Below are 13950 nucleotides of genomic sequence, written 5' to 3' on the forward strand. Positions count from 1 at the left end.
ATAAAAAGCTATGTGGAAAAACACAATTCACAGTATCTCACCAAACTTAAGTTTGAAAAAAACAGCTACGAAGGATGAAGTTACTGATATACAAAAATGTTTACATGTGGAGTTACCGAATGATTTATATCAATTATTACAGGAAACAAACGGTGTAGAAGGTGAATACGGGGACTTTATATGGTCTGCTTCAAAAATTAAAACTGAAAATATGAATATGAGAAATATAGTTGATTTCAAGGATTTATATATGCCTTTTGACTGTTTATTATTTTTTGCTGATGGCGGAAATGGTGATTTGTTTGGTTATTCCATTTTGAACGGAATCGTGCAAAGAGATGATATATATGTATGGAATCATGAAAATGATAGTAGAACTTGGGTTGCTCCTTCATTAGAAACTTTTATAAAGTGGTGGGAAAGTGGGAAGATAACAATTTAAACATAGCATCATGAAAAACGCCTTGTTATTAAAGAAACAAGGCGTTTTTCGTGTGTACTGTTATTGTAATATATGTATATGTATTGTTGAAGATGAAAAGATTCGTAAAATTAAAAAACATTGAATAAACTAGAAAAAAATGGTAATCTTATTTGTGCGATAAATAATAGTTTTATAGCGATTTTTAAATAAAGTATAGGGGCGATTGGTGTGGATCTTACGTTCAAAGTTGAGGAAACATTTTTTAACTACCGCGCCGGAGCAATTTGTAAACACGATAATAAAATACTTATTCTGCAAGGTGACGGTGAAGATTTTTGGTACGTACCAGGCGGAAGAGTGAAAATGCTAGAAAATAGTGAAGATGCGCTAAAACGAGAGCTTGCTGAAGAGTTAGCGGTTCCTATCGAGATAAAGAGATTAATATGGTCAGTAGAAAATTTCTTTACACTTTCTGAACGAAAGTTTCATGAAATTAGTTTTTACTATGAAGTAGAGCTGAAACAATTACCTGCAAATGGGGCAGAGCAATATATTTTGGAAGAAGAAAGTAGAACGTATTTCTTTAAGTGGGTACCTGTAGAAGAGTTAGATACATATAACTTGCAGCCAGCGTTTATAAAAGAGAAAGTAAAGGATGTATTAGTTCATACAGAACATATCGTTTTACAAAAGTAAATGTATGTGGAGGGGAAAAGATGAAGGGGATTAGAAAAGAGATTCATATAGACGGAAAAGTAATTCCATATACACATATTGAAAAAGGTTCTAATAGGATATGCTTTATGTTCTCAGGTTCAGGATACAATTACGATAAACCTTTATTCTATTATGCAACGATGCTTATGCTCGAAAATAAAATAGATGTAGTACATATTCATTATTCTTATGACGAACAAGTAATGAATAAAGCCATGGAAGAAATAACGAAAGTAATGATGGATGATATTAATCCTATAATGAAGGAAGTATTAAAAGGTAAGCGATATAAAGATATTATGTTTTTAGGGAAGTCACTCGGAACAATACCGATTGCAAATGATGTAATGAAGAGAGAAGAGTTTTTACAGTCAAAAATGATACTACTTACACCTTTACTAACTTTTGATTCCATTTTTGATTCGATCCTGCATAGCCATCACGAAGGGCTTTTAGTAATTGGAGATAAAGATCACCAATATAATGCAGATCAAATCGAGCAGTTGATTAAAACGAATCTAACGATCGATGTTGTTAAAAATGCAAATCATTCTGTAAATGTTGGGGAATATGAAACAGAGAATTCAATTGAGGCGATAGCAACAATAATAGAAAAGCTTAAAGAAGTTGTTAGGACAAACTAACTTATCAATACATGCAAAAAGAGGTGCAATTTGCACCTCTTTTTTACTTAATAAGCCCTAAGCACATGAAGCAAATAATCCTTACGATTCAGTGGATTATAATCAACACGTTTTCGAGTAGGGAAGGGAGCCTTCAGTTCTTTGTAACCAGATGGCTTCGTTGTAAAAATGCCTTCTCCTTCAGTGAATGAATGAAGCATTCGCTTAAAGTTCTCCGTTTTCGCAACAGGTAACGATCCTGTTAAATGGTAGGAGTCATTATTGAATATAGGCTCGCTAAAAGTTGCTGGAATAGCAGCTAATTTATACATTGCGGTACTAATTGCGTGCTCCGGTACAGTTAATTCAAACTCGTTTACTGGTTCAAATGCACATGTTTCAGCGTGCTTTAAAGCATCCATTAATACGAGTGGTGTTAAGTTTCTAAAGTCACTCGCTGTAGTAACAGGACTAGCATAACCAGTATGTGTTAACGTGACGATAATGTCCGAAACTTCCCATCCGTACAAACCTTGTTTTAACGTTTGAAATACAGTATCTTCAATCGCTTTATGAAATGCTAAAGGTAGTGAGCCGAGTTCAACGCCTAATTTATATGTTATGCCAGAATTAAGTTCACCACGTTCAACTTTGAATCCGACTGTTGCGTAAAATGGATTCGTTTTTTCTCCCATTACTTCAACGGAATTCCCAATGCCAATTGGTTTCTCAATACAGACAACTCGTGTATTTGAAAAAGTAACCTGCAAATTATATTTCTCATAAAGTGTTGTTTCAATAACCTCTTTTTGTACTTCACCGAAAAGGCGAATATATAGTTCGTTATGAACGTCATCTTTCCACACTTTAATGAGTGGATCTTCTTCACATAGTTCCATAAGAGCAGCGTATAAATCATGAATTTGTTCTTTTGGTACTGCATCGATGGCAGCTTCCATTTGTGGTTCGGCAAAGTGAATGTCTTTTATATAATCAGTCCGTTCACCGATAATATCACCAATTTTTATATCATTCAGTCCCCACACTTTGCAAAATTCTCCGCTAGGAACGATAGTAGATTGAACAGCATTTCCGTTATGAAACATGCACATTTTTTTAATCTTTTCCTTATGTGGTAGAGGCTCATCGCGCTGTATATCAACATAATTTCTAACGTGTAAGTTACCAGAAAAAATTCTTACATAAGCAATCTTTTCTCCAGAAGGTTCACGTTCAATTTTAAAAACAACACCGGACAATTCTTTATCTTGAGACGGATTATTAGCAGGAAGTAAGGCTGAAATATTTTCAAGTAGTTCAGATACTCCTATACCCGTCAGTGCTGAACCGAAGAAAATCGGATACACATTTGCTTGTGCTATTTGTTTAATGAGTTCTTCTCTTAATAGTGTGTCCGTTACGATTTCGTTATTTACATATGACTCAAGTAATGATTCATTATAAGGTGCTAATCGTTCAATACAATCGTCATATGATTTATATTCAATAATACAAGCTTCCTTTGTTCCTTCGTTTTGCACAGAGTAGAAGGAGAATGCTTCATTTGAAAGAATCATTTTTATTTGCTTTACAACTTTTTCAGTATTTGCGCCACTACGATCAATTTTATTAACAAATAAAATAGTCGGTATGTCTAGTTTCTGTAATGTTCGCATTAAAATTTTTGTTTGTGCTTGCACACCTTCAACGGCAGAGATAACTAAAATCGCACCGTCTAAAACGCGGAATGATCGCTCCACTTCAGCGATAAAATCAGCGTGTCCAGGTGTATCAATGACATTTACTTTTACATCATCAATAAAGAAAGAAACGACAGATGCTTTAATCGTAATGCCGCGTTGTCTTTCTAATTCCATTGAGTCAGTTTGCGTACTTCCACTATCCACTCGGCCAATTTCTTTAATCACATTCGTTTCATAAAGAATACGCTCAGTCAAACTCGTCTTGCCAGCATCTACGTGCGCGACAATCCCTATATTTATTGTTGTCATATGTGAATATCCTCATTTCATTTTCCATTTTTATTTCCTCATTTCTATTTGTGTATTGCCGCATTACAATCACTCTCCAGTCATTTAAATTAGTACTATTATAGTGCAATTAACATTATTTGTAACGCGACAAAGCGCCTTAATTTGGAAAAATATAAATGAAAACAAAATGCTTGCATTCTAAATCGATATAGATTATATTAATTGACATATCAACTATTGATACATCAAACGATTTTGATTTGGATGTAAAGGAGGGTTAATATGACAAGTTCATGCTCAAAAGAAGCGATTATTTTATATAAATTACACTTTCTAAATAAAGAAGTAAGTTCGAAGTTTGAAGGGTGTACGGGTATGAGCCAGTCTCGATTAGAGCTTATACTTCAGTTATATGAAGTAGGTGAAATTAGTCAAAAAGCACTTCAGCAAGAAGTGAATATTGATAATGCTGCGATAACGAGGCATTTAAAGCAGCTTGAGGCAAATGAAATGATAGTAAGGCGTAAAAATCCAGATGATAACAGAATTACGTTAGTTTCTCTTACAGAAGAGGGACGAAATAAAATTCAGGCGTTTCAAGAGGAAAAAGAACGTTTTGCAGCATCTGCATTTAAAGGATTAAGTGAGGAAGAACGCGATAATCTTTTAAATATGTTAAATCACATTCAAGAAAATATAAAAGAATTATAAAAAAGGGAGACTTCAACTATGACTAACTCAGTAAAAACAAATAACTTTAACGAAATTTTAACAGGCCGCCGTTCAATTCGTAAGTACGATCCTTCAGTGAAAATTAGCAAAGAAGAAATGACAGAAATTCTTACAGAAGCAACACTTGCACCATCTTCAGTAAATATGCAGCCATGGAGATTCCTTGTTATTGAAAGTGACGAAGCAAAAGCGACACTTGCACCACTTGCGAAATTTAATCAATCTCAAGTAGAAACATCTTCAGCTATGATCGCTGTATTCGGTGATTTAAACAACTTTGATAACGCAGAGGAAATTTACGGTACAGCAGTAGAGCGCGGTTTAATGCCAGCAGAAGTAAAAGAAGATCAAATGAAAAAACTTTCTGGTTACTTCTCAATGGTTACACCAGAAGTAATGAAAGATACAGTACTAATTGACGGTGGTCTTGTAGCAATGCAATTTATGCTAGCAGCTCGTGCTCACGGTTATGACACTTGCCCAATTGGCGGATTTGAAAAAGACCAAATCGCAGAAGCATTCGGATTAGATAAAGAACGTCACGTACCAGTAATGTTAATTTCAATCGGAAAAGCTGCTGACAGTGGTTACCAATCAGTACGCCTTCCAATTGAAAAAGTTGCTGAGTGGAAGTAATTTCAAAGAAATAAGTGGAATATGAGAGGGGAAACACCATGATTATTATTCACGCAACATTTCAAGTAGATCCAGCGAAACAACAATCATTTTTAGAAGAAATTCGTCCGCTCATTCATAATTCAAGAGAAGAAAGTGGAAATGTATCTTATGACTTATATAAAGATACAGAAAAAGAAAATGTATATACAATGGTAGAAGTATGGAAAGATGAAGAGGCAGTTGCGGGTCATAATACGAGTGAACACTTCACATCTTTCGTTAGTAAAGCAGCACAGTATTTAACTGCTCCATTAGATATAAAAGCTTATAATGGAGAGTTAGTGAAATAATAAGGTAGAAAAGATGACTTTAGCGTATAGCTGAGGTCATCTTTTTTGTATAAGTAGAACCTACTTCCGATACAGTTATGTTGAAAGATAAGTGTTGCTCGTATCCTCAGTAACATTGATGAATTGTATGTTAAATTCGAACATTCGGTTTATTAGAATATTTTTCCGTGGTATAATCTCCTTGTAAATAAATGGTAGAGAGGAGTAAGTGATGGGAGAATTTCAGAGTAATTTGCATAGGGCAACGCAACTTGCAACGAAAATGAGAAATGCTTCAGATAGAATGCAAAGTGCCACTAGTCGCTCTATAAATAAGGCAACGCGTACGACACTATCTGTGAACTTTAAAGCACAAGAAGCAAATCAACAAAATTTACAGATCACGACACAATTTTGCGCTGCTTTTCAACAAACGATTGATAATGTCCATTCCGTAGCAAATGAATTTGAGAAAATGGATACCGGACTTCAAAAGACTTTTCAATAATGTAACAGCCTACGTAAAGGGGAAAAGGTAGGGAGAAAAGATGAGTCAAGAAATTGAAACGAAAATCAGTCAATGTAATCAAAAATTACGAATTATATTTGAAGAACAAAATGAAAACCGAATCGCGCTGCAAAATCAAGAACGAGCTGAGGCTAGTTTTCATGAATGGAAAAATAGAAATAATCGTTTATTTAACCGAATACTAGAAACTTGGTATGGTGACAAAAAAGCATTTCATCTTTTTACGAAAATGCGGCAAGAAATCGGACAGTATGAAAGAAAACTTACATTCGAATTAGAAAACGAAAAAGAGACGTTGCTTAAAGAAAAACGGCATCTCAGTGAGAAAGAAAACGACCTTTCCTATGAACAGCAGCAACTACAAAGGGAGGCCAATACATGAGTTTAAACATGTATTTGGGAGAAGTACAAAGTCAAACGCAAAGTATGAACGCTATATGTAATGCTACGATTCAAAGTATGGAACAAGCCATTCAATCTATTGATGCCTTTGCGATAGATACAGTATTACAAGGACAAACATACAGTAGTGCAAAAGCCTACCTTGTCCAAACATTTCGGCCATTAGCACAAGGAATCATATGCTTATGTGAAGAATTAATTCGCCAAAATGAAGCATTTCCAAACGATTTTCAAGCAAAAGTTGCTTCAACAGATGTTATCGAACATGAAATAAGACAACAAATACAAGAAATCAATCAATCCATTGCAAGTATAGAAGCAATAGAAGTACTTACACCAATGCCTGGAGTAGACGCAATTATTGCAGTCTTAATTGCAATGAGAAAAAAACTAGAAGAAAAACTAGAGCGTCTATATGAATTCAATCATTCATCCAGCAACAACTACAGCACCGCCCTCCAATTAGCCGCTAGCATCACAGCCGGACTCGCTGAAGTGCAAAGCGGGAAAGGGTTTAGTCCTGTGAGTGGGACGTTTAGTACACAAGGGTTGAATATGGATTGGGTGAGTTCGATTCAGGGGATTATAGAAGAAACAGCTCGAAAAAACAATCAGTCAATTAAAGATATAGAAACAAATAACATAATTGAGGAGAAATCTCCGGTTAGAAATGCTTGGGACGATGCGACAGACAGTATAGTTGGCACGTTTGAAACAGCGAAAAAGATGTGGGAAGCTATTCAAAGAGGATCGGGGAAAGCTGTTGGTGATGAAATCGAGTCTGCAATAGCTTTAAGTAATATGGACATAGGAACTTTTATTAATGTAACCTATGCACTATTCCATTTGGATGAAACTGCAAAAAATATGTGGCATGCATTTTCAAATAAAATAAAACGAGATATGATAGAGGGAGATACAGAGAGTCGTACAGAATTGACGACCTATGGATTAACACAAATAGCTACCACAATATTAGGCGATAGGGGACTAAATAAAGTAGGCCATATCACAAAAGGAGCAAAAGCATCAAGTGGATTAAGTACATTTGCTAATGCAGTAAAACTAGCAAAAGAATTGAAGCCTACGCTTGAAATGTTACAATCATTTAAGAGAAATGCTTCCTATGCATTCTCTAGTGTTGGTGGAACTATTGTAACCAAAATACCTCAAGGCGAATTAATAGAAGCTTATTATAAGTTTGCGAAGTCTAAAGATGGTGGTAATGGTAAACCTAGCAGTAACAAAAACACAACTGTAGATAATTTTGATGCAAAAACAGCTACAAATAAGCAAAAAGGTAATTATGGTGAAATAAAATCTAGTGACAATTTATTGAATAATCAAAGTTTAAAAGATGCTGGATTTGATTTAAAGCCAGTCGGAAAAAGTGCACCGTCAGGTATAAATGATAAAATAGTAAAAGGAATTGATGGATTATACGAAAATGCAAATCCAAATTCAAATATTAAATATGTTATTGATGAAGCTAAGTTTGGTAGTTCACAATTGGGGAAAACTAAAGATGGACGACAAATGTCAAATGATTGGTTGAACGGTTCTGAAACTGGAAAAAGTAGAATATTGAAAGCTGTTGATGGAGATGAAGTATTAGCAGAAAAGATTGCGAATGCATTGGAAGATAGTGAAGTTGAAAGAGTATTATCAAAAGTCGATAGTAGTGGAAACGTAAAAACATATAGGTTAGATGAAGAAGGAAACAATATTGGAGAATGGCCATAATTTAGAAGCTAGGAGGAATTAAATAGAATGAGAGATCAATTGTGCATAGAAGAAAAATGTAAAAAAGGAATAGAACTCCATAAAAAGTTTATTGAAGATAATAGAGAGGAGATTAGAAGTTTAGAAGAAGATGAAAAGAATGGTATACAAAGAAAGCCTAAAGATAATATAAGTATTATAGAAGGAAGATATTTAAGGAATTTTATACATGAGATGAACGACATTAGAGCAATGTATTCTTTAGGAGAAGACATTAGTAAAATGGAAGTATATTTTTATAATGCGATAGATGATTTAGATCATACAGGGACTAGCAAAGTGGGTTATATATATATGCTTTGGATAATTTCTTTAGGAATTTTGTTAGAAACGGATAAAAAGAATATAGAAAGATTAAAAAAGATAGTTGATAAAAAAAATGTGAATGACGCAGTAATTGATTTCCTCTTATGCGCTAGTGATATTGGATACACAAACATGACGAACAGATATTATAAAGAAAATCCATATGCAAAAACGAGAGAGATTATAGAACTTGCACAAACAGATAAAAAAGAAGCGTCTAAAAGATTGCAAACGTATATGGAGAAAGAATGGTTTAAAGGCCATTATGATTATGAATGGAAAAATGCACATAAAGAACCTGGATATGTGGGGTACTGGAGCTTTGAGACAGCTGCAATAGTAAAGATACTCGAACTTGATGATATAAGTTTAAAAGATAATAATCATTATCCATATGATTTGGCACATTATAAAAATGAAATGAAATTTAAACATATAGACCTAAGTGAATATCACTATGAAGATGAGACAGAAGAAATCGAGGATATAGTAGAAGGAATTGAACATAATCCTGCATTGGAAAACATTATTCCTCCAAAATGGCATTCATTGGTCAATGAATTGATCCATGACTATGAGAATATGGATGATAGTAGTTTTTATGAAAAATACAAAAAAACGATAGGAATAGGTCAAGTGTGGTTCTTACCACAAGAGTATAAAGAAGAAAATGAGCAAAAAAATCTATTAGGAAGTTTAATTGTGTTTGCCCTGACGGTAAGAGATTATATATTACAATTGGATTATAAAGAGGATTTAGAGGACTACATTGATAATCTTAAAAATTTCTGGAATGGATCAGAAACAAAGTTAGTTCAATTTATGTTAGAAAATGATCAAAATTATTATGCATGGGTACCAAAAGAAGTAAATATCCCAAATATGTATGAAGTGAAGATAGAGAGTGTCGATGTAGAGGAAGTTTTATAACGAGCAAATCAAAATATTGTGCATCATGAGTAACGCTGAAAAACTAAATTATACGGAATTTAATGAATTAAGAGATTGAAAATAGTGGTAGTTTGGGGAATCCAACTGTCACTATTTTTGTATTCACATACGGCTGTGTAATTTAAGTAGAGTGTTGAAAATTTTACGGAAAACGAAAAATCATATAAAGAGCATAATAGTCTTGTGTTTAATACAACTTAGATGGGAAAACTGAGTCGTCATAGCTCGTTAAATCTTTATGGACAGGTTAATAGATAAATATTGGGTTATAAACTTAATGAACTTAAATATGTAGAGGAGGACTTCTAGGTGATTAATTGGAAAGAAAAGATAACAACTTTAGCTTTAGTGAAGCAAGATTTAATGAAACAAGATGTAGAGAAAATATGGCCACATCACTTTCCTGAAGTAGGAGCAAGTGAAGAGTATGTGTATGCTCTTGAACAAGAATTGGGTTATAAACTGGATTTAATATATCGAGATTTTCTACAACATGCTAATGGTTGGAAAGGTTTTTATCAAACTGTGGACTTATTTAGCAGTGAACAACTGAAGAAATCAGCTATAATGGATCACGCTCAAATGTTATTAACAGTTATTGATGACGATGTTTTAAAAGAAAGTGGTGTTTTAAGACAGGAGTTATTACCAATAGCGGTCTCTAAATTTGATAAGGATTTATTTGTTTTATGTTTACCAAATTCACGTAGACCAGGTGAGATAATTTGGTTTGCAGGAGAAGAAATAGACAGATTTGAGAATTTTGAAGAGTATTTCTTGGCAATGGTTGATTACAATAGAGAAGAAATATTGGCTTTAAAAGGTAATTAGCTAAAGAGAGAATTAAATTTTGGTGTTAATTACAAAAGTCATCCTGCTGCTAGGTCTATATAAGGCAAGCTAAGGAATGCAGATTGAGTGAGGGAATTCAATAGAAGTGGAGAATATTGATTTGAAAACAATAATCAAAAATATAGGTAATAAAAATATAAAAGCTAAAGTAGAAGAACCATTAAGTTTTCATGTAGAAATATTATTTAATATATTATCTAAAGTAGAAGATAAATTAATAGATGGATTTTCAATACAAATTGGATGGTCTGTTTATAGTTTATATAAGTATGAAGAGTATTATCAAATTATCACCCAGGATTATACTAAAAACCCTTTTAAAGATACGACAGAAGATTTAACGATTGCATTATGGGTACAACTTGAGCAATCGTATTGTTTACGTCGATTAAACATAGAGGGACAATTAATAAAATTTAACGATAAGATTGTCATAGCGAAAAATGCGTTGCAACAAGAAGAGGTGTATTTACAAAGATCTAGTGGTTGTGATGAAGGTGATTCAGGTTGGTATATAGGTCCTATCAATGAAGAAGTATCAGGAGAATTGGAAATCATATACGCCTACGAATTATTAAAAATGAAACCTGAAATTATTCAAGTGCTAACCTTACCGTATAATTATTTAGTAGTATTTGAGAAGGACAAAATTAAAGCGATTTTAAATGAATATGATGTTGATATTTGGGGTGAAATAGAAAAGAAATGAAGTGAATATAATGGAAAAGTTTCATGGAGGATTAGAAAATGAATGTTGAAATGAAACCTGAAATTAAAGAAGTTCTGAAAAAAATTAAATTTGTAGATAGATATAAAAATTGTCTGGAAACTTTAGCTCAAATTATTCCGATATATGAGTCTGTCCGTTATGGAGAAAAGACGTATACGGAGTTAGATATAGAGAAGACTGTACGATGGATAGAGCGAGACGGGAAAGGGTGACGTTAATATAAGTAAATAAAATTAACTGTAAATTAATTTTATTTGCTTATATTTAATTATAGGGTAATATATACTTACTTTTTTATATCGATAACAATGGAAAAAGGTTGTCTTAGTAGAGTATTGCTCGTTGAATTTTTTGTGAGGTTATCTTCACTACATCAATATAGGATGAAAAAGAGAAAAACAAATTACGGGTAGTATGTAAATAAAAATTATAATTTATTTTTAAACTTTTGTAAGGGTGTGAAAATAGAATGAAACCGGTATTGAAAAACATACTCCTTTCCTTTATTTTTTCTGCAGCAGGGATGTGTTGGTTTCTGTTTATGTTAGTTAGAGGAGGCGGAGACTGGTTATTGTATTGGGTAGGTGTATTAATGGCCTTTTTATCTTTATACACATTAATAGATTTATATTGTAAGTATACATACGATAAAAAATTAAGTAAATGGTTTATTAAAGCAACAGTTACTACCTTTAGTTTTGCTGTATTAGGAATCACCTTTGGTATTGTACACGAGCTATTACAGCCATGGAGTCTCAGTTTAATGGTTTGGTATTGGTTGTTAGTGTTACTTTTATTTGTAACGACTATAATATTATTAGTTTTTGTAGTATTTGTTAATCGTAAAAATCACCATATTCCTGGGGGATATAGAATACTTATACTGCTAAATTTATTTCTTACGTTAGCACCAGTGCTGTGGCCATTACTACTTACTATTATCGGAAATGGCATGAACGCTAGTGCAGGATGGTAAAAGTGAATGAACTAAAAAGTTGATATAGGGTTTTAAGTATGTAAGAGAACGTGTTTTCATAAGTTGAAAACACGTTCTTTTTTATTTTCATACATTACTTTTTCCCATCTGGTCGTCAAATTTTGAACGTAAGTATTTCGTAAGGAATGGATAAGAAAAAAGAGAGTTTTATCATATAGGATGAAAGTATAGGTTGAATCAATACGATATGAATAGGGGAGAGAAATCCTTATGAAAAAACGTAATTCAATGAAGTTAGCAAGTTTGGCAGTTTTATTGTCGGGTACTACTCTATTTACACCTGGTTTTACTGTGAAAGCAGAGTCTACTCAAAGTATTTCTAATTCGTCAAAAGTACATGATCAAAAGAATCGGAATGGCTGGAAACAAGTATTGCAGGAAACAATCCAAATTGGAGCACCAGGGGTATTAGCTAAGACATCTAATAAAGGAAAGATTAGTAGTTATACTGCTGGCGTAGCAGATTTAAGTACAAAGAAACCGGTGAAATCAGATTATCGCTTTCGAATTGGTAGTGTGACGAAAACTTTTACCGCCACGACTGTTCTTCAATTAGTAGGAGAAAATCGCGTACAACTTGATGATTCAATTGAGAAGTGGCTACCGGGTCTCGTTCAAGGAAATGGGTATGATGGTAATCAAATTACGATACGCCAACTTTTGAATCATACGAGTGGTATCGCTGAATACTTAAAGTCAAAAGATGCTGACATAATGAATTTGAAAAAAACGTATACAGCAGAAGAAATAGTGAAAATAGGACTTGCGCTGCCTCCGGATTTTCCGCCAGGTAAAGGCTGGTCGTATTCAAACACAGGATACGTAATACTAGGGATGCTTATTGAAAAAATAACTGGTAATAGTTATGCAGAAGAAATCGAAAAGCGAATTATTGAACCTTTGGACTTGTCAAATACGTTTTTACCAGGTAATTCACCTGTCATCCCAGGAAAGAATCATGCTCGTGGGTATGTGAAAACCGAAGGAACGAGCGAGTTGAAAGACATTACGTATTATAATCCGAGTTTAGCTAATGCAGCTGGAGATATGATATCTAATGCGGACGATTTAAATAAATTTTTTTCATCTTTACTCAGTGGTAAGTTATTGAAGGAACGAGAGCTAAAAGAAATGCTTACTACAGTTCCTGTAGAAGGAAAAGGGATTGGTGATGGATATGGTCTTGGAATCTATGAGACTAAACTTCCAAATGGTGTCTCAGTTTGGGGTCACGGAGGGTCAATTCCTGGATTTATGACTTTTGCTGGTGGAGTAATGGGTGGTAAACATACATTGGCTGTCAGTATTAACTCTTTAGATGAGGTCGATATTGTTTCGCAGTTTAATAAAATGATGCAAATTGAATTTAAGAAATAATAGATGAAAAGAGTTCTACTATAGAGGTATATAAGGACTTGTATGTGATTTAATTGTTATTAAAATATAGTCTTAAAAAATCCCGAATCATGAGCAATTTACTTCCCATGATTCGGGGTTTTTATGTGCTGTTACAAGAAAAGTAATGATGTATTTAAATTTTTTTATTTTACTATAAATCTATTATATTTATTTGATATTTCTTATTTATAGTGACTTTTACATTTTTAAAATATTGCAACATACAAAGGTAAGTAGTTCTAGATTTTGGAGTTTATAATAAGTGAATTCTGATTTTTGTTGAAAAATATTTTAAGTGTATTTCATTAATTTACATAATAAGGTATTTTTATCGTATGAATTAATATCTTAAAGCGTATTAATGTTGACGCATTTCCGAAGGATAAAACAAAACATTTTTGGAAGATGAAAAATAGAACACATATACAAGTCCTTTTTCAAAAGAAACAATATGTATGAATTAATAACAAATAGAATTAAGTATACAAAAATAGATAATTATGATTTGTGTCTAAATGATTGACTATTATGAAATTAATGATTAATATAGGTTTTATATTTTAATT

15 protein-coding genes and 1 pseudogene are annotated in these 13950 nt (G+C 33.1%); 15 read left to right on the forward strand and 1 reads right to left on the reverse strand.

Annotated elements, in window-relative coordinates:
* The first annotated feature begins 10 nt into the window (after positions 1 to 10).
* The 3 genes from ACUN0F_RS18020 to ACUN0F_RS18030 all read left to right on the forward strand — a co-directional run bounded on the left by ACUN0F_RS18020 (position 11) and on the right by ACUN0F_RS18030 (position 1785).
* Complete coding sequence (locus ACUN0F_RS18020) at positions 11 to 442, forward strand: SMI1/KNR4 family protein (RefSeq protein WP_445539855.1); 432 nt, start codon at positions 11 to 13, stop codon at positions 440 to 442.
* A gap of 210 nt (positions 443 to 652) precedes the next feature.
* Complete coding sequence (locus ACUN0F_RS18025; RefSeq protein WP_264462181.1) at positions 653 to 1120, forward strand: NUDIX hydrolase; 468 nt, start codon at positions 653 to 655, stop codon at positions 1118 to 1120.
* Between the two features lie 20 nt (positions 1121 to 1140).
* Positions 1141 to 1785, forward strand: a complete 645-nt coding sequence (locus ACUN0F_RS18030; protein WP_264462180.1) for an alpha/beta hydrolase — start codon at positions 1141 to 1143, stop codon at positions 1783 to 1785.
* Between the two features lie 47 nt (positions 1786 to 1832).
* On the opposite strand, the gene ACUN0F_RS18035 is transcribed toward ACUN0F_RS18030, so the two are convergent.
* Complete coding sequence (locus tag ACUN0F_RS18035; RefSeq protein ID WP_445539856.1) at positions 1833 to 3776, reverse strand: GTP-binding protein; 1944 nt, start codon at positions 3774 to 3776, stop codon at positions 1833 to 1835.
* Positions 3777 to 4040: 264 nt separating this feature from the next.
* On the opposite strand from ACUN0F_RS18035, the gene ACUN0F_RS18040 reads away from it, so the two are divergent.
* From ACUN0F_RS18040 to ACUN0F_RS18095, 12 genes and pseudogenes are all read left to right on the forward strand, one after another.
* A complete protein-coding gene (locus tag ACUN0F_RS18040; RefSeq protein ID WP_000204172.1) occupies positions 4041 to 4469 on the forward strand; it encodes a MarR family winged helix-turn-helix transcriptional regulator in 429 nt (142 codons plus the stop codon).
* An 18-nt stretch (positions 4470 to 4487) separates the two neighbouring features.
* Positions 4488 to 5126: a nitroreductase family protein gene (locus ACUN0F_RS18045; protein ID WP_445539857.1), complete on the forward strand. Its 639-nt coding sequence runs from the start codon at positions 4488 to 4490 to the stop codon at positions 5124 to 5126.
* A gap of 38 nt (positions 5127 to 5164) precedes the next feature.
* Complete coding sequence (locus ACUN0F_RS18050) at positions 5165 to 5458, forward strand: putative quinol monooxygenase (protein ID WP_445539858.1); 294 nt, start codon at positions 5165 to 5167, stop codon at positions 5456 to 5458.
* A gap of 211 nt (positions 5459 to 5669) precedes the next feature.
* Positions 5670 to 5945: a TIGR04197 family type VII secretion effector gene (locus ACUN0F_RS18055; protein ID WP_445539859.1), complete on the forward strand. Its 276-nt coding sequence runs from the start codon at positions 5670 to 5672 to the stop codon at positions 5943 to 5945.
* A gap of 40 nt (positions 5946 to 5985) precedes the next feature.
* On the forward strand, positions 5986 to 6348 hold the full coding sequence (locus tag ACUN0F_RS18060) for a DUF3958 family protein (RefSeq protein ID WP_445539860.1): 363 nt from the start codon (positions 5986 to 5988) through the stop codon (positions 6346 to 6348).
* A complete protein-coding gene (locus ACUN0F_RS18065) occupies positions 6345 to 8111 on the forward strand; it encodes a T7SS effector LXG polymorphic toxin (RefSeq protein ID WP_445539861.1) in 1767 nt (588 codons plus the stop codon). The genes ACUN0F_RS18060 and ACUN0F_RS18065 overlap by 4 nt, the downstream gene beginning before the upstream one ends.
* Before the next feature lie 27 nt (positions 8112 to 8138).
* On the forward strand, positions 8139 to 9386 hold the full coding sequence (locus ACUN0F_RS18070) for a PoNi-like cognate immunity protein (RefSeq protein WP_445539862.1): 1248 nt from the start codon (positions 8139 to 8141) through the stop codon (positions 9384 to 9386).
* Positions 9387 to 9716: 330 nt separating this feature from the next.
* Positions 9717 to 10238: an SMI1/KNR4 family protein gene (locus tag ACUN0F_RS18075; protein WP_172553180.1), complete on the forward strand. Its 522-nt coding sequence runs from the start codon at positions 9717 to 9719 to the stop codon at positions 10236 to 10238.
* A gap of 121 nt (positions 10239 to 10359) precedes the next feature.
* Positions 10360 to 10968, forward strand: coding sequence for an immunity protein Imm33 domain-containing protein (locus ACUN0F_RS18080; protein WP_445539863.1), 609 nt, complete (start codon positions 10360 to 10362; stop codon positions 10966 to 10968).
* Positions 10969 to 11099: 131 nt separating this feature from the next.
* Positions 11100 to 11201: pseudogene (locus ACUN0F_RS18085) on the forward strand (signal peptidase II); the annotation flags it as partial.
* Positions 11202 to 11458: 257 nt separating this feature from the next.
* Positions 11459 to 11965, forward strand: coding sequence for a DUF3902 family protein (locus ACUN0F_RS18090; protein ID WP_264462175.1), 507 nt, complete (start codon positions 11459 to 11461; stop codon positions 11963 to 11965).
* 231 nt (positions 11966 to 12196) lie between these two features.
* The gene (locus ACUN0F_RS18095; RefSeq protein WP_445539864.1) at positions 12197 to 13363 is read left to right on the forward strand and encodes a serine hydrolase domain-containing protein; all 1167 of its coding nucleotides are present in this window, start codon (positions 12197 to 12199) and stop codon (positions 13361 to 13363) included.
* Positions 13364 to 13950: the final 587 nt, after the last annotated feature.

The sequence above is a fragment of the Bacillus sp. 1A genome, from assembly GCF_052682215.1.

Bases quoted from the DNA above. Each gene is read 5' to 3' on its own strand.
- ACUN0F_RS18020 (WP_445539855.1), top strand. From the start codon at position 11: ATGTGGAAAAACACAATTCACAGTATCTCACCAAACTTAAGTTTGAAA.
- ACUN0F_RS18030 (WP_264462180.1), top strand. From the start codon at position 1,141: ATGAAGGGGATTAGAAAAGAGATTCATATAGACGGAAAAGTAATTCCA.
- ACUN0F_RS18035 (WP_445539856.1), bottom strand. From the start codon at position 3,776: ATGACAACAATAAATATAGGGATTGTCGCGCACGTAGATGCTGGCAAG.
- ACUN0F_RS18040 (WP_000204172.1), top strand. From the start codon at position 4,041: ATGACAAGTTCATGCTCAAAAGAAGCGATTATTTTATATAAATTACAC.
- ACUN0F_RS18045 (WP_445539857.1), top strand. From the start codon at position 4,488: ATGACTAACTCAGTAAAAACAAATAACTTTAACGAAATTTTAACAGGC.
- ACUN0F_RS18050 (WP_445539858.1), top strand. From the start codon at position 5,165: ATGATTATTATTCACGCAACATTTCAAGTAGATCCAGCGAAACAACAA.
- ACUN0F_RS18055 (WP_445539859.1), top strand. From the start codon at position 5,670: ATGGGAGAATTTCAGAGTAATTTGCATAGGGCAACGCAACTTGCAACG.
- ACUN0F_RS18060 (WP_445539860.1), top strand. From the start codon at position 5,986: ATGAGTCAAGAAATTGAAACGAAAATCAGTCAATGTAATCAAAAATTA.
- ACUN0F_RS18065 (WP_445539861.1), top strand. From the start codon at position 6,345: ATGAGTTTAAACATGTATTTGGGAGAAGTACAAAGTCAAACGCAAAGT.
- ACUN0F_RS18070 (WP_445539862.1), top strand. From the start codon at position 8,139: ATGAGAGATCAATTGTGCATAGAAGAAAAATGTAAAAAAGGAATAGAA.
- ACUN0F_RS18090 (WP_264462175.1), top strand. From the start codon at position 11,459: ATGAAACCGGTATTGAAAAACATACTCCTTTCCTTTATTTTTTCTGCA.
- ACUN0F_RS18095 (WP_445539864.1), top strand. From the start codon at position 12,197: ATGAAAAAACGTAATTCAATGAAGTTAGCAAGTTTGGCAGTTTTATTG.